Origin of the sequence: Acinetobacter sp. YH12227, assembly GCF_013417785.1 — a bacterium.
GTDB classification, from domain to species: Bacteria; Pseudomonadota; Gammaproteobacteria; order Pseudomonadales; family Moraxellaceae; genus Acinetobacter; species Acinetobacter gandensis.
The window spans coordinates 15,634-35,716 of sequence record NZ_VPDH01000037.1 but is presented as its reverse complement, the minus strand read 5'-3'; the positions used below and the strand labels follow the sequence as shown (position 1 = coordinate 35,716).

23 protein-coding genes are annotated in these 20,083 nt (G+C 40.1%); 15 read left to right on the top strand and 8 right to left on the bottom strand.

Annotated features, from left to right (window positions below; genetic code table 11):
• Positions 1-226 precede the first annotated feature (226 nt).
• Positions 227-697, bottom strand: coding sequence for an Hsp20 family protein (locus FTV09_RS09795; protein ID WP_180058205.1), 471 nt, complete (start codon positions 695-697; stop codon positions 227-229).
• A gap of 284 nt (positions 698-981) precedes the next feature.
• Between FTV09_RS09795 and FTV09_RS09790 the strand changes: the two genes are divergently transcribed.
• Entirely contained in the window at positions 982-1,599 is a 618-nt protein-coding gene (locus FTV09_RS09790; RefSeq protein ID WP_180058204.1) for a glutathione S-transferase N-terminal domain-containing protein, read from the top strand.
• 28 nt (positions 1,600-1,627) lie between these two features.
• Here FTV09_RS09790 and FTV09_RS09785 read toward each other — a convergent pair whose 3' ends face one another.
• The gene (locus tag FTV09_RS09785) at positions 1,628-2,041 is read right to left on the bottom strand and encodes an energy transducer TonB (protein ID WP_180058203.1); all 414 of its coding nucleotides are present in this window, start codon (positions 2,039-2,041) and stop codon (positions 1,628-1,630) included.
• Between the two features lie 185 nt (positions 2,042-2,226).
• Between FTV09_RS09785 and FTV09_RS09780 the strand changes: the two genes are divergently transcribed.
• Complete coding sequence (locus FTV09_RS09780) at positions 2,227-2,511, top strand: hypothetical protein (RefSeq protein WP_180058209.1); 285 nt, start codon at positions 2,227-2,229, stop codon at positions 2,509-2,511.
• Positions 2,512-2,521: 10 nt separating this feature from the next.
• The gene (locus FTV09_RS09775) at positions 2,522-2,950 is read left to right on the top strand and encodes a YqaA family protein (protein WP_180058202.1); all 429 of its coding nucleotides are present in this window, start codon (positions 2,522-2,524) and stop codon (positions 2,948-2,950) included.
• A gap of 58 nt (positions 2,951-3,008) precedes the next feature.
• Here the strand turns inward: FTV09_RS09775 and FTV09_RS09770 are convergent, their stop codons facing one another.
• Positions 3,009-3,743, bottom strand: a complete 735-nt coding sequence (locus FTV09_RS09770) for an energy transducer TonB (RefSeq protein WP_180058201.1) — start codon at positions 3,741-3,743, stop codon at positions 3,009-3,011.
• A gap of 103 nt (positions 3,744-3,846) precedes the next feature.
• The gene (locus FTV09_RS09765) at positions 3,847-5,100 is read right to left on the bottom strand and encodes an MFS transporter (protein WP_180058200.1); all 1,254 of its coding nucleotides are present in this window, start codon (positions 5,098-5,100) and stop codon (positions 3,847-3,849) included.
• Between the two features lie 223 nt (positions 5,101-5,323).
• Between FTV09_RS09765 and rpmI the strand changes: the two genes are divergently transcribed.
• The 5 genes from rpmI to FTV09_RS09740 all read left to right on the top strand — a co-directional run bounded on the left by rpmI (position 5,324) and on the right by FTV09_RS09740 (position 7,327).
• Entirely contained in the window at positions 5,324-5,518 is a 195-nt protein-coding gene (rpmI, locus tag FTV09_RS09760) for a 50S ribosomal protein L35 (protein ID WP_067763466.1), read from the top strand.
• A 12-nt stretch (positions 5,519-5,530) separates the two neighbouring features.
• The gene (gene rplT / locus FTV09_RS09755) at positions 5,531-5,890 is read left to right on the top strand and encodes a 50S ribosomal protein L20 (RefSeq protein ID WP_004647525.1); all 360 of its coding nucleotides are present in this window, start codon (positions 5,531-5,533) and stop codon (positions 5,888-5,890) included.
• Between the two features lie 117 nt (positions 5,891-6,007).
• Positions 6,008-6,382, top strand: a complete 375-nt coding sequence (locus tag FTV09_RS09750; protein ID WP_180058208.1) for a hypothetical protein — start codon at positions 6,008-6,010, stop codon at positions 6,380-6,382.
• 74 nt (positions 6,383-6,456) lie between these two features.
• The gene (locus tag FTV09_RS09745; RefSeq protein WP_180058199.1) at positions 6,457-7,008 is read left to right on the top strand and encodes an adenylate kinase; all 552 of its coding nucleotides are present in this window, start codon (positions 6,457-6,459) and stop codon (positions 7,006-7,008) included.
• Positions 7,009-7,114: 106 nt separating this feature from the next.
• The gene (locus FTV09_RS09740; protein WP_067763462.1) at positions 7,115-7,327 is read left to right on the top strand and encodes a hypothetical protein; all 213 of its coding nucleotides are present in this window, start codon (positions 7,115-7,117) and stop codon (positions 7,325-7,327) included.
• 66 nt (positions 7,328-7,393) lie between these two features.
• Here FTV09_RS09740 and FTV09_RS09735 read toward each other — a convergent pair whose 3' ends face one another.
• On the bottom strand, positions 7,394-8,422 hold the full coding sequence (locus FTV09_RS09735) for a hypothetical protein (protein WP_180058207.1): 1,029 nt from the start codon (positions 8,420-8,422) through the stop codon (positions 7,394-7,396).
• Positions 8,423-8,580: 158 nt separating this feature from the next.
• Between FTV09_RS09735 and pheS the strand changes: the two genes are divergently transcribed.
• The 3 genes from pheS to FTV09_RS09720 all read left to right on the top strand — a co-directional run bounded on the left by pheS (position 8,581) and on the right by FTV09_RS09720 (position 12,382).
• Entirely contained in the window at positions 8,581-9,561 is a 981-nt protein-coding gene (gene pheS, locus FTV09_RS09730) for a phenylalanine--tRNA ligase subunit alpha (protein ID WP_180058198.1), read from the top strand.
• Positions 9,562-9,707: 146 nt separating this feature from the next.
• Positions 9,708-12,089 (top strand): phenylalanine--tRNA ligase subunit beta, encoded by a 2,382-nt coding sequence (gene pheT / locus FTV09_RS09725; protein ID WP_180058197.1) that lies wholly within the window; start codon positions 9,708-9,710, stop codon positions 12,087-12,089.
• Complete coding sequence (locus FTV09_RS09720) at positions 12,086-12,382, top strand: integration host factor subunit alpha (protein WP_067763456.1); 297 nt, start codon at positions 12,086-12,088, stop codon at positions 12,380-12,382. Before pheT ends, FTV09_RS09720 begins: the two co-directional genes overlap by 4 nt.
• Before the next feature lie 334 nt (positions 12,383-12,716).
• Here the strand turns inward: FTV09_RS09720 and FTV09_RS09715 are convergent, their stop codons facing one another.
• From FTV09_RS09715 to trxA, 3 genes are all read right to left on the bottom strand, one after another.
• Complete coding sequence (locus FTV09_RS09715) at positions 12,717-12,968, bottom strand: hypothetical protein (RefSeq protein WP_067763454.1); 252 nt, start codon at positions 12,966-12,968, stop codon at positions 12,717-12,719.
• Between the two features lie 409 nt (positions 12,969-13,377).
• Positions 13,378-14,646: a transcription termination factor Rho gene (gene rho / locus FTV09_RS09710; RefSeq protein WP_067731074.1), complete on the bottom strand. Its 1,269-nt coding sequence runs from the start codon at positions 14,644-14,646 to the stop codon at positions 13,378-13,380.
• A gap of 323 nt (positions 14,647-14,969) precedes the next feature.
• Positions 14,970-15,296: a thioredoxin gene (trxA, locus tag FTV09_RS09705; RefSeq protein WP_067763452.1), complete on the bottom strand. Its 327-nt coding sequence runs from the start codon at positions 15,294-15,296 to the stop codon at positions 14,970-14,972.
• A gap of 265 nt (positions 15,297-15,561) precedes the next feature.
• Between trxA and ppx the strand changes: the two genes are divergently transcribed.
• From ppx to proC, 4 genes are read left to right on the top strand one after another with little or no spacing between them, the layout of a single operon-like run.
• A complete protein-coding gene (gene ppx, locus FTV09_RS09700) occupies positions 15,562-17,082 on the top strand; it encodes an exopolyphosphatase (protein ID WP_067763450.1) in 1,521 nt (506 codons plus the stop codon).
• Between the two features lie 32 nt (positions 17,083-17,114).
• Entirely contained in the window at positions 17,115-17,939 is an 825-nt protein-coding gene (locus FTV09_RS09695) for an acetyl-CoA carboxylase carboxyltransferase subunit alpha (RefSeq protein ID WP_180058196.1), read from the top strand.
• Positions 17,876-19,252, top strand: coding sequence for a tRNA lysidine(34) synthetase TilS (gene tilS / locus FTV09_RS09690; protein ID WP_180058195.1), 1,377 nt, complete (start codon positions 17,876-17,878; stop codon positions 19,250-19,252). The genes FTV09_RS09695 and tilS overlap by 64 nt, the downstream gene beginning before the upstream one ends.
• A complete protein-coding gene (gene proC, locus FTV09_RS09685) occupies positions 19,249-20,079 on the top strand; it encodes a pyrroline-5-carboxylate reductase (protein ID WP_180058194.1) in 831 nt (276 codons plus the stop codon). The genes tilS and proC overlap by 4 nt, the downstream gene beginning before the upstream one ends.
• Positions 20,080-20,083 lie beyond the last annotated feature (4 nt).

The following is a 20,083-nucleotide window of genomic DNA, read 5'->3' as shown; positions in this document are numbered from 1 at the left end:
ATTTGAACAATCTAAAATATTTGTATTACCTGAAAAAAGGCAAAGGCAATGTCCGCGAGTAGTGAAAATTAAAGCACAAAAATATCCAAGAAAATGCCAGTCAATTTCTTAACTGACTGGCATTACTGCAATTGCAGGGCTTTTTTTTAGGGCTAAACGTTAAGTGACAACGATGTTTAGATGTAAAAAGAAAGACCCTTTTGGGTCTTTCTTTTGCTTTTAAGACTTATTCTGCATTAATAGTTTTTTCAGCCGTTTGCTGATCTTCCAACATGGCTTTTCGACCAATTGGAATCTGACGCGGTAATTTTTCTTCTGGTACGATACGTTGCAGTTCAATAGTTAATAAACCGTTTTCATAGTTTGCATGTTGCACTTCAATATGTTCATCTAAACGTAAAGACAGCTTAAATGAGCGACGTGCAATGCCTTTATGCAAATATTCAACCGTTTCTTCACTAATGGATTCGGGTTTACCTTCAATTGTGAGCAGTTGATTTTCTAAATGAATCAATAACTCATTTTGCAAGAAACCTGCGGTTGCAACCACAATGCGATAGCTATTCTCAGCTGTCTTTTCGATATTATACGGCGGATAATTGGGTGCGTCGCTTTGCATGGCATAATCAATAAAATCATTTAAGCGATCGAAACCGATACTACGACGGAATAATGGATGAAGATTTAAGTTACTCATGATTAGAACTCTCTCAAATTAAGCAAAGTTATAAAAACAAGAAAATCAGATCTGTCATGTTAAACATCGACAGTGCATAAGATTGTGGCAATCCTTATGTAAAATAGATATATGTTGAGTTAGCTATTTTTCAAGAAAAAAGTAAAAATATTTTTGATATTTTATTATAAGATTTTGATAAGAATGGGTTTATTTTAGTGGTATTTTTATCGCTTGTTGTTTTAAGTAAAATAAACTAAGGTGTCAGTGCATCGCCAAAATGGCTTTATTGAGTATAAAAAACAATGATTGATCTTTATTATTGGGGAACACCAAACGGTCTTAAAATCAGTATTGCTCTTGAAGAAATGGGGCTTGATTATCAGATTATTCCCATTAATATTTTAGCCAATGATCAATTTCAGCCTGATTTTTTAGCCATTTCACCGAACAATAAAATTCCTGCCATCGTTGATCAAAATGGACCGCGCGGCGAATCAATTTCAGTGTTTGAATCGGGTGCAATTTTACAATATTTGGGGCGTAAAACGGGTTTGTATTACCCTGAAGATGAATTTGAGCGTGTTGAAGTTGAACAATGGTTAATGTGGCAAATGGGGGGGGTTGGACCAATGCTTGGACAAAATCATCATTTTAGTCGTTTTGCACCTGAGCGTATTCCTTACGCAACCAACCGCTATGTGGAAGAAACCAAGCGCTTATATGGTGTGCTGAATAAGCACTTGGTCGGGCAAGATTATGTTGCGGGTGAATATTCAATTGCAGATATGGCAATTTTCCCTTGGATCTTGCGTCATGAGTGGCAGCAAATTCAGCTTGAAGAGTATCCTTATGTGAAAGAATATGTTGAGCGTTTAACCGCTCGACCCGCAGTGCAAAAAGCATTATCGATACAAGTCTAAAAAAAGAGCATGGAAACATGCTCTTTTTTTATTGAATAAAGAGTAACTTTTTCCACCACGGCTTTTCTGTTTCTTGAGTGGTGGTGAGGGAAAATGGTTGTACAGCTACAAAAGGATAGGCCACACCATTTTCAATATAAGGTTTAAATTTAGCGCGTAAAAGTGAACGTTCAACTCGTTGATCAATTTGGGTGATCCCTGAGCTTTTGACTAATTCGGCCTTTTTAATTTCGCCTGTCGTCAATACATATAGTTTAAAGGCTAACGCACGATTTTGATTGCCAAGTTCTGCATTATTAAAATCGAACACAGGTCTTTTTAGCCAAACAATTTCACCACGTGTGTGAACTTCTTGTTTGGCAGCGTTTGTTGGTATTTCCGCATGTAAGGCGGTCAAACTTTGCAGCAATATTAAAATACTCAAGGCAATAGTTTTTTTCATAGATCTAGTTTTTAAGTTTTATCAATAGATGTGACGCAGATTAAAAGTGTCCTGCTTGAATGTAAATTGCATAAAGGCTTAAATTGAGTTTTAAGCTGGAAACAAAAGAAAATTATCGTGCTGTGTTAGAATGCGGCGCTGCCGAAATAAATACATTGTTGACAGTCTAGTTGGATGATTTTGTGATGAAAGACTTTTTCTTAAATTTTACCCGCATTGTTGAAAATAACCCAAGAATCTATTGGAGTATTATTTTTGGTATTGCAGGCTGTTTGGTTCTATTCGTCGCTGAAATTGTGCATGTGCAAAATATTCTTGCAGATTTACATACCAAGGATCAAAGCATCATGCGGGCTGCAATTGAGCCGATTTCGCAGCAATATAAATGGTCTAGAATCGTGGTTATTATTGCCGCAGTAATTTGGTCGAACGTTGAATATTTAAAGTCGAAGAAAAAGTTAGGGCTTTAAGCATCTACATATGGCACTCATTGCTTTATTTCTAAGTGCGTTTGGAGCTGCAACGTTATTACCGCTTCAATCTGAAGCAGTACTCTTAGGTTTACTTGCGCAAGGTCAATGGAGTGCTGCGGCGCTTATTAGTGTGGCGAGTGTTGGAAATATTTTAGGTTCATGTGTGAACTGGTGGCTCGGCCTTAAAATTGAACATTATAAAAATAAGTCGTGGTTTCCAGTGTCTGAAGTCAAAGTGCTGCAAGCTCAAGGCATCTACCAAAAATATGGTTATTGGTCACTGCTTTTTAGTTGGTTGCCGATAATTGGTGATCCAATTACCTTAATAGCGGGCTTAATGAAAGAAAACTTTTGGCGCTTTGTTTTGATCGTTACAGCAGCAAAAGTTGCACGTTATTTAGTGGTTTATTTAGTTTTTATTGGTTTCTTTGCATAAAAAAGACAGAGGATATTTTATTTATCTCTGTCTTTTTGTCTTTGTACGAAGATTTTAGTTATTTACAACTATTCAATCTAAATTGAATTTCATCTTTAAAGTTCGATTTTTTATAGACCCATAGCGTGCTCGCTGTACGTTTGACAGAGATTTGACTATTTCTCAGTGCTTGAACCACTTTCTGATCAATTGCATAAATGCCTGAACCCTGCTTGATCTTCACCTTTTTCACTTGCCCGTGTTTATCCACTTTAAAGTTAAATTTGACTTTACGATCATGCTGCTTCAATTCACTGCTATTGATGTCTAAATTAGGTTGAGCAGCATATTTAAAAGCAGTTTTTTTATCTGTATTTTGTGCATTCCAAACTTTTGAATCAAAGTTGAAATCACATACAGGTGTATTGCCTTTAACCCTTAAATTAAAGGCTTGATAACCAATGATGGCTTTGGTTTCACCATTTTCTGTGTGTGGTTTCACTTCAGCTTTTTTAACCGCTTGAATCAAAATACGATCCAGTGCATCGATACCTGTACTTTCTTCAACACTTGCATCGGTAATTTTACCTTTGGCATTTGCAGCTACCCGAATAATGGCAGCTCGGTCACGCTGTTTTAAATCTTCATTGGCGTAAATCGGTTTCGGAAAAATTGACCAATTTAAACGGGTAGTAAGATGTGCAGGTGCAACGTCAATATTTTGTGCAGGGAGTTGATGGGTTTTAGCTTGTGCACTGAGTGCTGTGGTAAATGGAACACTAACGAGAAGAGATAAGCACAGGATTTGTTTCATAGGTTTCGTCTTGCATCACTCATAGGGTGATTTTGCTTCAATATTGCTGCGCAGTATTTCCTGTATTAGAAATACTGGCAAGGTTTAAATGAAAAATAGCCGATTATTTTTTCGACTGATGTGTGATGTCGACGCCAAACAAGTCTCTGGTTTTTGCCCAACTAATCGCGACTACCGCCATGGTCATGCAGCCACCAAACAACGTCGCCATGATGGTGCCCATATATTTTGCTGCTAAACCGGATTCAAAAGCCCCAAGTTCATTACTGCTAGAGACAAACATGCCATTTACTGCTGCAACACGGCCACGCATATTTTCAGGTGGATAAAGCTGTAAAATCGTTTGACGCACGACGACAGAAACGCTGTCACATGCACCGGTCATTGCAAGAGCAAAGAGGGAAAGCCACATATTATTTGAGAAAGCAAAAAGAATGGTAAATACACCAAAACCTGCCACTGCAAGCAGCATGTTGCGCCATGCATGATGGGTAGGCGGAAACTTGGTGAGTGTAATCATGGTGATTAATGCACCGATTGAAGGTGCAGCACGTAAGTAACCTAAGCCTTCAGGGCCAACTTTTAATATGTCTTCAGCAAAAATGGGTAATAGGGCGATTACACCGCCAAAAAGTACAGAGACCAAATCTAAGGAAATAGACCACAGTACAATTTTAGTTTTCCAAATAAAGCGAAAACCTTCACTCAGACTGTCTTTTAAATTATCTGATTCAATTTTGGGAAAGCTACGTTTGCTAAGTAAATTAATCAGCACAAAACATACACTCAGGAGGCCTGCAACGGTGAGTAGACTAGTTTCACGACCTAGATAAGCCAGCATAAAACCGCCTAACATTGGGCCGATAATCACGCCACTTTGCCAGCCAATGGTGGTCCATGTTGCGCCATTGGCATACAACTCACGTGGAATCAAAAAAGGCTTGAGTGATGTTGCAGATGGATTGTAAAAACCACGAATTGTCCCGAGGCCAAAAATTACGGCATAAATGCCCCACGATAATTGATCGACATTGATTTTTTCTAAACCATAATTATGAAATAAGGCCCAAAGTATCAATGGCATGGGTACTGAAAAAAACAGACATATTTTCATAATGGTCTGTTTATTAAAGCGGTCAGCAAAATAGCCGCCCCACAACGAGAGTGCAATAAATGGAATTGCTTCAGCCAGTCCAATAAGGCCTAGAGTTAAAGGGTCTTTGGTGATTTGATACAGAGAATAAGCAACGATAATTTCTTGTATCAAAATGGCTAGAGTAAGGCAAAACTGATTTAGCGTCACAATCGAGAAGTCTCGATAACGAAGAGCTGCAAAAGCATCCTGTGCAGATTTCATAATTGGTCTTTTGATTTGATGTGCGCATATTATATAAGCCTTCTGCTGAGATGTTTATAAATTCATCGCACATGCTTTATCAGAAAATCGACTAAGATTAATTTCAGCATAAAATAATCGCTTTCGTTTTAATCAAAGATCCTTTAGAATATTCGCTCCCTTACCTGCAGGTCGTTTTTGCAATGGTGCAGACGTTCCGAACAGGTGTTCAAAAGAGGTTGTTATGCCTAAGATGAAAACTCGCCGTGGTGCAGCAAAACGCTTTAAAGCGACTGCAACCGGTTTTAAGCGTAAACAAGCGTTCAAACGCCACATTTTGACCAAAAAATCTGCTAAGCGTATTCGTCAATTACGCGGCTGTGTAATGGTTCACGTAAGTGACGTTGCTTCAGTTCGCCGTATGTGCCCATACATCTAAGGAGATTTATAAATGGCTCGTGTAAAACGTGGTGTACAGGCGCATCGTCGTCATAAAAAAATTCTTGCTCGTGCTAAAGGTTACTACGGCGCTCGCTCACGTGTTTATCGCGTAGCGTTCCAAGCGGTAATCAAAGCAGGTCAATATGCTTACCGTGACCGTCGTCAAAAGAAACGTCAATTCCGTGCTCTATGGATTGCGCGTATCAATGCTGGTGCTCGTCAAAATGGTTTGTCGTACAGCCGTATGATTGCTGGCTTGAAAAAAGCTCAAGTAATTATCGACCGTCGCGTACTTGCTGACATCGCTATGCATGACGCAGTTGCGTTTGCTGCTTTAGCTTCTAAAGCTAAAGATGCATTGGCTGCATAAGTCTTTATGACTTGAAAAAGACCGCTTTTAGCGGTCTTTTTTTATGGCTAGTTTTATGATTGAAAGGGCAATGTGTGATTTAATCAATCCATTCAGCCCGACATGATTAATTCTCAAATGCGCAAACAATACCATTTTCGCCAAGTGGGTGAGGATATCTATATTTGGGATGTACACAGCCTTGTTGCATTAAGCGAAAAACTAAACGTCAAAGAAATTCTTATTACCGATATTCAAGAATTAAACGAAGCCTATTGGTTTCCTGATACACATCCGACAACTCAGCAAATGATTGAACATATGCAATTGGTCAATGCAGCTGATTTAAGTTATCCGATTATTTTATGTGCTGAAGGGCGCGTAATGGATGGTATGCATCGTATTGCTAAAGCAATTTTAGGACATCAAACACATATTTTAGCTGTACAATTTGAACACACGCCTAAACCAGACTTTATCAATGTGGATGAGGGTGATCTAGATTATGCATGAGAATAAAGATTAACCAATGCCATGAATGCTGCTATCGTGGTATTCATTCAGTCCACTGAAATAGAATAAAAGTGATGAAAAGAATAAATGTGGTTGGTACATCTGCTACAGGAAAGTCGATATTTTCTAGAGCTTTGGCAGAAAAACTCGGTTTGCGCTATATCGAATTGGATAATCTATTTTGGTTAGATGACTGGCAGGAATGTCCCGATGAAATCTTTTTTGCGCGCATTGAAGCAGAAGTAAAGCAAGCAAAAAATGGTTATGTGATTGATGGGAATTATACACGTAGTATTCCAGTGAAATGGGCAGAAATAGATACCGTGATTTGGTTGGATTTGCCCTTTCCGATTAATCTTTATCGATCAATTAAACGCGCTTTGAGTCGAGCCTTGACTCAGCAAAACTTATGGGCTGACTCAAATAATCAGGAAAGCCTTTGGCGTATGTTTGGGCGTGATTCGATCGTTTGGTGGATGATCAAAACGCATAAAAAGAACCATGAAAAATACCTTAATATGATGAACGCAGCTGAATATCAACATATTCAATGGATTCATTTAAAAACGCCCAAACAAGTGGAACAATTTTTAGATCAGCTTGATTCATACGAATACGATATGTAGCTTCAAATGATTTTTAATTCAGTCATTGGTTACACAAAATAGCTTTAATTATTTTTGTGCACGATTCCTAATAAAACTAAATATTGACAATAAAAAGGACGACATAATGCTTGCTGAAATTCGAGGTATGGGACAGGGGAGTATCACTGTTGAATTGCAAATGATTCCGCGTAAAGGCGAATCCGTTAAAATTATGTATGGTGCAGATGCACAGCTAGAAGGTGAAGTGGTTTCAGTTAATCACTATATTAATCAACATCGTGATGAGCATCGTGTTCAACTCGAGATTCGACCATTTAATTATTTAATCACCACCTAATAAACAAGCACTTCATGAAAAGTACCTGTTTTGATCGATAAAAATTAGGATGGTTGCAATTAACGCTTATAGCCCAAAATAATAAGCCAATAGGCAAATTATCACAGTAAGAAGAATAAGCGTAATGACGCTACCAGCTCCTGGTTTATGCGATGAATGTGGCGGCGTTATTTTACTGTGTGTTGCTTGGCGATGATCAGTTTTAAAACCATCGAGTGGGGAGTTTTCAATCTTTGGATTTAAACGCGCAGTTTTGTAATGGTTGGCAATTTTAACAATTAGTTTAGCGGTTAAATCTTCAATTTTTTGTAAAAAATGCCTTAGGTTGAGTTGCTCTTCAGGGGTTAAAACCGTGCCATCCTCATGATAGGGATGTTGAATTTTGGCCTCAATAAAGCTGTTTAAGGCGTCTAAGCGGTGCAGACTATCATGGGCAAAATCTGCTTGGGCATCTGTGGGGAGCAGCGATAGATACACAGATTCTGTTTGTTCTGAATCTGCTGGTATATTTTTTCCAAAATAAGGTGAGCCTAAAAGAGTGGGTTCAACAAAACCTTCTGCTAATTTCTGCTCAAATAGCTCATCGTTGGTATAGTTACGAATATCATCCCAATTCGGTTGCAGCAAATCGGCATCGACACGTTTAATTAATTTATGATTTAAGTCATAACGCCATAAGGTTTCACGACGGACTTGGATTTGTTGTGCTTTCGGGATTTCATAATCATTGTCTGCGGTGTACCACTCAGCCAATTCTTTACCAAAAATCCATGCCTGCTTTTTATTTTGTTCATGGCTCACAATGAAGTGTGCGAAAGGTAATAGTTCCACGTTGGCATTTGGGTTTTGTTCATCATTTAAAAGACTTGAGCTATGTAAACTCAAGCGACGAACCCCTTGTTTTTTTAAGCCTTCGAGCCAAACTTGAAAATGTTGCGCCAACAAATGCTGCGAAAGTAGATCACGAAAATGGAAACTGTGCTGATCAAAAATACTGTGCTGCAGCCAGCGCTGGAAACTTAAATCCTGATTTAGGAATTCATTGCCGTACGTCACTAAAGTGAGTTGTTGTTTCCAGATTGGATCAAGTGCCATAGAGATAGGATCCCGTTGAAATTGCATTTATTTTATACTTTTTTTAAATCTTGATGCTATTGCAATTTTAACTTGCGAATGCGCTTCATCATAACGGCTAAAAACTGTTAGAATAAGGGGTTTATATATTTTTTTAAATTGTTGCTTTGAGAGTTACTATGTCACTGGAAGCCCTGACCACTGAAGCGCTCGCTGCGATTGCAGCAGCAGAGGACCTTGCTACACTCGACCAAGTGCGAGTGCAATTTACAGGGAAGAAAAGCCAGCTCGCGGAACAATCGAAGTCGCTCGGTAAAATGGACCCGGACGAACGTAAAGTTTTTGGTGCTCAAATTCATGCCGTTCGTGAAGCGATTACAGGCGCACTGACTACTCGCCAAGCTGAATTACAAAAAGCTGCATTAGAACAAAAGCTTGCTAGCGAAACGATTGATATTTCATTACCTGGCCGTGGTCAAACGGTGGGTAGCATTCACCCTGTCACTCAAGTACAAGAACGTATTTGCCAATTCTTTACGAAATCAGGTTTTACCGTTGCGACTGGCCCTGAAGTTGAAGATGATTATCACAACTTTGAAGCATTGAATATTCCAGGCCACCATCCTGCACGTGCTATGCACGATACTTTCTATTTTGATGTGAACCATTTGTTACGTACGCATACTTCAGGTGTGCAGATCCGTACAATGGAAACTCAGCAGCCTCCAATTCGTATTGTCTGCCCAGGCCGTGTATACCGCTGTGACTCAGACCAAACGCATTCACCAATGTTCCACCAAATTGAAGGTTTATACGTTGCAGAGAATACGAGCTTTGCTGAGTTAAAAGGTTTGTTAGTGAACCTGCTTAACGAATTCTTTGAAAAAGATCTTAAAGTACGTTTTCGTCCATCTTATTTCCCATTCACTGAGCCAAGTGCTGAAGTGGATATTATGGATGAGCGCGGTAAATGGTTAGAAGTATTGGGCTGCGGTATGGTGCATCCTAATGTATTGCGTTCAGCGGGTATCGATCCTGACAAATATAAAGGCTTTGCCTTTGGTTTAGGTGTAGAACGTTTTGCAATGTTACGTTATGGCATTAATGACTTACGTATGTTCTACCAAAACGATGTGCGTTTCTTACGCCAATTTGCTTAAACAGATTTTTTATTAATCCTCTCCTAACCTCTCCTTTATAAAAGGAGAGGGACTTCTCGAAGCAAATACTCGAGTGGTTCTCCCCCTTTATTAAAGGAGGAGTTAGAGGGGGATTAGAAATTTAGAATTAATAGGTTTTTAACGAAATGAAAATTAGCGAAAATTGGTTACGCACGTGGGTGAATCCAGCCATTGATAGCGATACTTTATCTGACCAATTGACCATGTTAGGTCTAGAAGTAGACGAACTTGCACCAGCAGCAAAAGCATTTACAGGCGTTGTTGTTGGCGAGGTTTTGACTGTAGAGCAGCATCCCGATGCTGATCGTTTACGTGTAACGACAGTAAATATTGGTACAGCTGAACCTTTACAAATTGTATGTGGTGCACCAAATGTTCGTGCAGGCATGAAAGCACCGGTTGCTACGATTGGTGCAGTACTTCCAGGTGATTTCAAAATCAAAAAAGGCAAACTTCGTGGTATTGAATCACAAGGCATGCTTTGTGGTGCGTCAGAAATCGATCTTGAAGACAAAATCGATGGTCTATTAGAGCTTCCTGCTGATGCGCCTGTTGGTGTAAATATCCGTGAATATTTAGATCTTGATGACAATGTCATTGATATCAGTATTACACCAAACCGTGGAGACTGTTTCAGCATTCGTGGTATTGCACGTGAAATTGGAGTGATCAATCAACTTCCTGTAACTGCCCCTGAAATTAAAGAAGTTGCTGCAACAATTACTGATGAGAAGAAAGTTGTTGTTGAAACTGATGGTTGCCCACGTTACTTAGGTCGTGTCATCAAAAACGTCAATACCAAAGCACCAACACCAGAATGGATGGAACGTGCATTAGCACGTTCAGGTATTCGTCAACACAGTATTTTGGTCGATATTACCAACTATGTATTGATGGAACTCGGTCAGCCTTTACATGCATTTGATGGTGGTAAAGTTGATGGTGCGGTTCGTGTACGCCAAGCGACAGCTGCAGAAAAACTGACCTTGTTAAATGAACAAGAAGTTGAGCTTTCTGAAAACGTGATGGTGATTGCGGATGATCAAAAAGCACTAGCCATTGCGGGTATTATGGGTGGCTTGTCTTCTGCAGTCTCTGACAATACCACTGAGATTTTCTTAGAATCAGCTTTCTTTGATCAACTGTATGTTGCGGGTCGTGCACGTAGCTTTGGCTTACATACCGATGCATCTCAACGTTATGAACGTGGTGTAGATTTTGAGTTGCCGATGACTGCAATGCATCGTGCATCTCAGTTAATTGCTGAGCTTGCAGGTGGTGAGTTTGGTCCAATTACCGTTGCAGAAAAAGCAGAATTATTGCCAAAACGTGAAGCGATTGAATTGAATCAAGCACAAGTTGATCAATTACTTGGTTACAGCATTGAAAGTGCGTTTATTACGGATGCATTAACACGTTTAGGTTGTAATGTGACTGTTAAAGCAGAAGGTGAGTGGACAGTAGTTCCACCATCACATCGTTTTGACATGACGATTTACCAAGACTTGATTGAAGAAGTAGCGCGTATTCACGGTTATGACAATATTCAAATCAGCTTGCCTGTGATTGATGTGAAATTAGCTAAATACCAAGATCAATTTGAATTAGTACAACTTCGTCAAACAGCAGTCGCTTTAGGTTATCAAGAAGCGATCAGCTTCAGCTTTGCTGATGCAAAACTTGAAAAGCAATTGAATCCACAAGGTCAACCATTAGCACTTGCAAACCCAATTTCTAGCGATCTTGCGGTCATGCGTTCGACTTTGTTATCAAGCTTGATTCCTTGCGTTCAGTACAACGTTAACCGTCAACAAAGTCGTGTACGTTTTTATGAATTAGGTTTACGTTTTGATTATCAAGGTGCGAGCAGCATCCATGATCTTAAACAGATTCCAATGTTTGCTTTAATTGCAACAGGTTCACGTACCACTGAATCTTGGCATGGTAAAGCACAAGCAATGGATTTCTTTGACTTTAAAGGTGATGTTGAAGAAATTTTAAATTCAGCACGTTTAAATGTTGAGTATATACGTTCAGAACGTGCTTGGTTGCATCCGGGACAATCTGCTGAAATTTTGGTTGATGGTCAGTCTATTGGTTACTTTGGTCGTTTACATCCATCTTTAGAAGATGAGCTGGATTTATCGACAACTTGGGTTGCTGAGTTTGATCAATCGGCTGTTTTGCAAACTTATGTATCTAATTTTACAGAATTATCACGTTTTCCGTCGGTTCGACGTGATATTGCGCTTTTAATTAGTGATAAGATTAATGTTAGTGAAATTCAGCAACTTATCGAAAAAACTGGCGGCGAGCTTTTAGACGCAGTTTGGTTGTTCGATGTGTACACTGGTCAAGGCGTCGAGGAGGGTAAGCGTTCTTTAGCGTTTGCAATTCAATGGCAACATCCAACACGTACACTTGAAGATGCTGAAATTAAATCCGGTATGGATAACATACTTCAGGTGTTGGAAAACACTTACCATGCGACATTGAGGGCTTCATGACAGCATTAACAAAAGCAGAAATGGCTGATCATTTAAGTGAGCTCACGAGTTTAAACCGTCGTGAAGCAAAACAAATGGTCGAGTTATTCTTCGATGAGATTAGCCAAGCGCTAATCTCTGGGGAACAAGTTAAACTCTCTGGTTTCGGTAACTTCGAGTTGCGTGACAAACGTCAACGCCCAGGCCGTAACCCGAAAACGGGTGAAGAAATTCCGATTTCTGCCCGTCGTGTAGTTACCTTCCGTGCGGGACAAAAATTCCGTCAACGCGTAGGAACAGAGCAGATCGATTGATCTGCTTTTTTTTGCCTAAAATTATGGGATGATTAACCCAAGTCGATAGCGCATGGTTTTATGATGAGTTCATTATTTTTATGTTGCAACGATATTGGATGGGAGTTACAGATAGGTGTTATAAAACTCTGCTTAAGGATTATGTCTGAGATTGTTTAACGTTATAAAATCTAGCACTCTCTTTAAGAAACACAGAAAGAAAAAATAAATTTTGTGAGCAATGCGAGTAAATATCTAGGCTTCGTTATTCTGTGATTTGATATTTTTAACAATAGTATAGGCAATAAAAAAGAGAGCCAAAGGGCTCTCTTTTTGTACTGAATAATCGTATAGATTATTGAGCAGCAACTTCAGAAGCAGCAGCAGTAGCTTCAGAAGCAGCAACAGTAGCTTCAGAAGCAGCAACAGTAGCTTCAGAAGCAGCAGCTTCAGCTTCTACTACAGCAGCGTCAGATGCAGCAACTACTTCAGAAGCAGCAGCTTCAGATGCAGCAGCAGGAGCAGCTTCTTCAGTTTTTTTAGCACAACCAACGAAAGCTAAAGTAGTAGCAACTGCAGCAGCAATAGCGATTTTTTTGAATAACATGGCATCACTCTCTAAATTTGAGATTAAAAAATAACCTGCGTTAGTCTGTTATGTGCTTTTATTATGCCTAATTTTTATTAGGTATGAACAATGCAGAGCAGCCTAACTGGTCTGCGAGTATGCTATCACTGCACCTTTTTAAATGCTACTGGGAAGTTTGAAAAATCAGTCAAAAAAGCATGAAATTCGTGGAGTTTTTAACAGAAAATAACAATCAAAAAAAGATTTATATTGGAGAAATGCTAAATAACACCCTAAAAACACTAGGGTTTTCTCTCATAATATTTTCAAAATCATCAACTTGAAAATAAGTTTACATGATTGCAATTCGATTGTTTTATTGTGTAAATAAAGTCAACCAAATAAAAAGGCCATCGTTATAGATGGCCTTCTTTTCAAAGCATCAAACTTAGTTTGATGCTTTGCGTTTCATTTGATCAAAGAAATCATCATTGGTTTTGGTTTCTTTCATGCGATCAAGCAAGAATTCCATTGCCGCAAGTTCATCTTGAGTATGAAGCAGTTTACGTAAGATCCACACTTTACGTAGATTGTCTTCAGACATTAGGCGTTCTTCACGACGAGTACCAGATTTCTTGATGTTCATCGCAGGGAACACACGTTTTTCTGCAATGCGACGGTCAAGCGTAATCTCTTGGTTACCTGTACCTTTGAATTCTTCGTAAATCACTTCATCCATTTTACTGCCAGTTTCGATTAAAGCAGTTGAAATAATAGTCAGTGAACCGCCTTCTTCGATATTACGTGCAGCACCGAAGAAACGTTTTGGACGTTCTAAGGCATGAGCATCCACACCACCCGTTAATACTTTACCTGATGATGGGATCACAGTGTTGTAAGCACGGGCAAGACGGGTAATTGAGTCAAGTAGAATCACGACATCTTTCTTGTGTTCAACTAGACGTTTTGCTTTTTCAATCACCATTTCAGCGACTTGAACGTGACGCGCTGGAGATTCATCAAATGTTGATGCAACGACTTCGCCGCGAACAGTACGTTCCATTTCAGTCACTTCTTCAGGACGTTCGTCAATAAGAAGGACAATCAAGAAACATTCAGGGTTGTTACGAACAATCGATTGCGCAATGTTTTGCAGCAACATTGTTTTACCCGCTTTTGGCGGTGCAACAATAATTGAACGTTGGCCTTTACCAATCGGTGCAACCAAGTCAACCACACGAGCAGTTAAATCTTCAGTCGTACCATTACCTAATTCCATAACCAATTGTTCAGTCGGGAATAAAGGCGTTAAGTTTTCGAAAAGGATCTTGTTGCGTGAATTTTCAGGTGTGTCGTAGTTAATTTGATTAACTTTTAATAGTGCAAAATAACGTTCGCCTTCTTTTGGTGGGCGAATCGTACCGGTAATTGTGTCACCTGTGCGTAAGTTAAAGCGACGGATTTGTGATGGACTCACATAGATATCGTCAGGGCCGGCTAGGTAAGAACCCGCTGCAGAGCGTAAGAAACCAAAGCCGTCCGACAGAATTTCTAGAACGCCATCACCAAAAATCTCTTCGCCGTTCATCGCATGGCGCTTTAAGATGGCAAAAATAATGTCTTGCTTACGGTTACGAGCCATTCCTTCGAGGCCCATAAACTCGGCAATCTTGATGAGTTCGCCAATCGGTTTTTTCTTAAGTTCGGTTAAGTTCATAGGTGATCAGATAGAATCTAAAATTCTGAGGTACAGTTGGAAAAGGGAGCAACAATTTGCCGCAATCACGCAATAAACGATAGCAATTGATTTGCACAAAACAATTCAGAGATCTGATTCGTTATTTGAAGAGATATGTGAAAAACAATTCTGTTGCCGAGCGGCATTTTATGTGTTGTGTGTTGTAAGAAAATGACAGGATTTGAGATCCTTTATTTCTTGACTAAGCAATATAAGAGAGAATCAAGGATTTGTCAATTTATCGACAAAAAAAATACGCTGCATCAGACAGCGTATTTTTATGCTTTATCTTAGAGAAAATATTAGATATTTTCTTCAATGAAAGCTGTTAATTTTGATTTTGGCGCAGCACCCACTTGAGTCGCAACAACTTCACCATTTTTGAACATCAATAAAGCCGGAATGTTACGGATGTTGTAGTTCACGGCTGTTTGTTCACAAGAAGTTACATCCACTTTTACGATTTTTACTTTGCCTTCAAATTCTGTAGAAAGTACTTCAAGTACAGGCGCGATAGCTTTACAAGGAGCACACCAGCCAGCCCAGAAGTCTACAAGAACAGGAGTATCTGACTCTAATACGTCAGTTTGGAAGTTTGCATCAGTCGTGTTTACGATATTGCCAGACATGGATTTTGCTCCGGAATTAATTTTTAAGTTGACTCTATACTTATAAGTATTACATAGCCAACTATAACAATGTAGGGGGTTATGTAAATTTTCAACCTGAATGGTGAGTTTGTCTAATGGATGATCACGATGCCGATGATCGTGTATTGCTATGGCGTGATACGCGAAAAATTATGAAGATCCGATGTTGAATAGCACAAATGGCTTTTAAATTGCATGTATGTGAATTAATCTAAGTGCAATTCTGAACAGGTCTTTTCAAATAATGTCTGATTTTTTAATTGATGAAGAATTACTTGCTGCCATCGATATGGGGTCGAACAGCTTCCACTTAGCCATTGCACGTGTCGATCATGGGGAAGTTAAAAAAGTTGCATCAATGTCAGAAAAAGTTCAACTTGCAGCTGGTCTCGATGAAAATAAGAATTTAACAGAGGCAGCTCAGCAACGTGGTTTGGCATGTTTAGCACGATTTGTTGGGCGTTTGAGTCCTGTTCAAGCCAATCGTTTACGTATTGTGGCCACCAATGCTTTGCGACAAGCCAAGAATGGTCATGAATTTATTCAAAAAGCCGCTGAAATCTTACCAAAACCAATTGAAATTATTGCTGGACGTGAAGAAGCACGTCTGATTTATTTAGGTGTTTCTCACACGATGGCAAATAGTGGTCGTCGATTGGTAATTGATATTGGTGGTGGTTCAACTGAACTGATTATCGGTGAGGAATTTGAGCCGATTCACACTGAATCTGTTCAGATGGGCTGTGTAGCATTTACTAAAGCCTTTTTTGTGGATGGTGAAATTAGCCTGAAAAGCTTTGATCGTGCAGTGAATGCAGCGCGTAAAGAAATTGCAGGTATTGCCAATACCTACAAGGCAGCAGGTTGGGATACCGTTGTGGGTTCAAGCGGTACTATTAAGGCTTGTCGTCAGATTTGTGTCAACATGGGTTGGAGCAATGACCAAGAAGAATTGACCCGCGACGGCTTATTTAAACTCAAAGATAAATTACTCAAATACAAACATGTCAGTGAAATGGAGTTCGAAGGTCTAAAAGAAGATCGTCGAGCAGTTTTGCCAGCAGGGATTGCCATTTTGTATGCAGTGTTTGATGTATTAGGTATTGATAAATTGGTTTACTCCGATGGTGCATTACGTGAAGGTGTGATGTATGACCTTTTGGGGCGCTTCCAACATGAAGATATTCGTGATCGTTCTGTGCATGCATTAATGGGTCGCTATAATGCAGATACTAAACAAGCTGAACGCGTGGTGAATACGGCACAGCAACTGTTTAATGGTGTCGCTACTGCTTTGAACTTAACCAGTGATGACAGTGATTTACTGCGCCGCGCAGCTTATTTACATGAGATTGGTTTGGCGATTAGTCATAGTGGCTATCATCGTCATGGTGCATATTTGTTACAGCATTCAGACATTCCAGGTTTTTCACAAATTGATCAAAACCATTTGTCACATTTGGTTGCACACCATCGCCGTAAGTTACGTGGTGATGCACGTGTCGATGTGATGAAAGTCGGTGGTAACAAACTTGTGTACTTATGTCTATTGCTTCGTTTAGCAGTTTTACTGAATCATAGTCGTAGCGATGAGATGCTTCCTGCCATTGAATTGAGCGTGGACAATGCGCAACAATGGCAACTAAGTGTTTCTGGTGATGCCAAACAGTGGCCTTTGTTGGTTGCGGACTTGCATGATGAGCAGCTGCAATTTAAACATTGGGACATTGAATTGAATATTCAGTCGGAACAATTTATCAATTAACAGATAGTTAAGTTAGGGATAATGATCGACCTATGAAAAATAAAGCAGCTCAATCTAAAGCCTGGACTACGGTTCAGATCGCACGTCATCCTGAACGTCCGCAGTTTTTGGATTATGTTGGCGAAATTTTTACAGAGTTCGATGCTTTGCATGGTGATCGCCTCTTTGGTGATGATGGTGCGATGATAGGCGGTTTGGCTCGTCTAGATGGTCAACCAGTCATGATCGTAGGTCAGCACCGTGGTCGCAGTACCCGTGAAAAATTACAGCACAACTTCGGTATGAGTAATCCTGAAGGCTACCGTAAAGCGCAGCGCTTAATGAATATGGCGGAACGTTTTAATCTACCGGTGTTTACTTTTATTGATACTATGGGCGCATACCCAGGTGTAGGTGCAGAAGAGCGTGGTCAAGCAGAAGCGATTGCGACCAGTTTGGCACAACTTTCATCTTTAAAAGTACCTGTTGTTGCAACGGTATTGGGTGAAGGTGGTTCAGGTGGCGCATTGGGTATTGGTGTTGCTGACCGTGTAATCATGCTATCTCATAGTATTTATTCTGTGATTTCACCTGAAGGCTGTGCCTCTATTTTGTGGAAAACTGCTGAAAAAGCGGAACAAGCAAGTGAAGCATTAGCGTTAACTGCCGACAAATTACAAAAAATCGGTATTGTGGAATATGTGGTGGACGAAGCTGAAGGCGCACATTTAAACCCTGAAAAAGTGATGCAGGATTTAAAAGTCGTATTGAAGCAGGCTCTGGAAGAATTGCAACCGATGGATGCAAACGAACGATGCGAAGCGCGTTATCAGCGTTTAATGAAGTTTGGCAGCGACAATTTAGGGCTGACTGCTTAAGTCAAATTCAGGCACTGCCTGAACACAGCACGTTTTTAATAGGATGTAGTGGTGGCATGGATTCCATGTTGCTACTGCATCTTATGTCGTTTTTATGCCCTGATAAAATTCGGGCAGTCTATATCGATCATCAACTTCAAGATGTTAGTTCAGCATGGGGCGGCTTTGTTCAGAAGCAATGCCAACTGCTGAATATTCCATGCATTATTCAAAAGGTTCAGGTTGAAGATGGTAATCTTGAAAATCAAGCCAGAGCTGCACGCTATCAAGCTTTTCAGCAGCATTTGAATCCTCAAGATATTTTAGTCTTGGGACATCATCAGCAAGATCAAGCCGAAACATTAATGTTGCGCCTGCTTTCTGGTGCTGGCGTGCAGGGTCTATCAGCCATGAAAAAGCTAGATAGACGTGATGATTTAACCATTTGGCGGCCATTATTAGATCTATCTCATGAGCAAATTTGCCAATGGGCAGGGCAGCTTGATGTGCAAAATATTCAAGACAGCACTAACTTTGACACCGAATATGACCGTGCATGGAGTCGTGAAATATTGTGGCCAGTACTCAGTTCTCGTTTTCCTAAAATGCAACAGACACTGAGCCGTACCAGTTATTTGATGCAAGATGCAGATGAAATTTTGCAGCAAGTCTTAAATGATGATTTAAAACAATGTGGTTCGGCAGAACTTTTAAATCTTGATGCTTTACAGCAACTCACAGCGCCAAGACAACGTCAGCTTTTATCGAGTTGGATGAAAGGCCGAAGTCAGTATCGCCCGAGTTTTGATATGGTACAGCGACTGATGACGGAAGTGATTGCTTCACGAAAAGATTCGCAGGCAGCATTACACTGGAATGGTTTTTACTATGTACGTTTTCAGCAGCAACTTCATCGTGTGGCCAAAGCGGATTATTTAGTATCACCTCTTAAAAATAAATCTGTTGTTTTGAGTTTTCAAATGGGGCAGAGCGTAGCGTTAGCCTCAGGAAGTTTTCAAATTCAATCTTCCCCGATGGGGCTTTCAACGAAATTGTTGAATCAACCCCTCACACTGAGTCCACGCCTTGGCGGGGAAAAAATCCATTTATATGGTCGTGTCGGAAGTTGGCCACTGAAAAAAGCCATACAGCAGGCGCAAATTTTTCCGTGGCAGCGTCATACTATTCAAATATTAAGCCGAGATAATGTTATGCTAGGTGTCTTTACGCCTCAGGGCTTTTGGTTAGCGCAGTCGGATTACTGTACAAAATCAGGCTGGTTACCAACTTTATCTCTTAACGCTAAAACAGCAATATCGGATCTTCAATCATGAGCGCAATTTTAAATTGTAATATCAGTTTCATTGGTGGCGGTAACATGGCACAGGCATTAATTGGTGGCCTGATTGCGCGTGGTGTCCCGACAACACGTATTACAGTTTCAGATCCGGTAGAAAAAGTACGTGCACTTTTGGCTGAAAAAGATTTACATGTAACAGATGACAATCTTGCTGCGATTCGTGATGCTGACATCGTTTTGTTTGCTGTAAAGCCTCAAGTGTTGGCGAGTGTTTTAGCGCCATTAAAAGGTCTACTCGCAGGTAAGTTGGTGATTTCAATTGTTGCTGGTGCGGAAATTGCAACGATTGCTCAATTGTTGGAAACAGACCGTATTGTGCGTGTAATGCCAAATACCCCAGCTTTAGTACAAACTGGTGCACATGGTTTGTATGCAGGCGCAGCTGTTTCAACCGAAGACCGTGAATTGGCAAGTCAAGTTTTGGCTTCTACTGGTTTAACACTTTGGGTAAACTCTGAAGCACAGATTGATGCTGTAACAGCTGTTTCAGGTTCTGGTCCTGCTTATTTCTTCTATATGATGGAAAGTATGATTCGCGCCGGTAAAAACATGGGCTTGGATGAAAAAGTCGCGACGGCCTTGACCTTACAAACGGCTTTAGGTGCTGCACAAATGGCCATTACCAGTGCAAACAGCCCAGCAGAACTGCGTAAAAATGTTACGTCACCGAATGGTACGACTCAAGCTGCGCTAGAGGTTTTTGATCGCGCGCAGATTTCTCAAAATATTCAAACTGCGTTGGCTGCTGCACAAAAACGTAGTCAAGAGTTGGCACAAGAGTTAAGCGAAAGCACCAAATAATTCG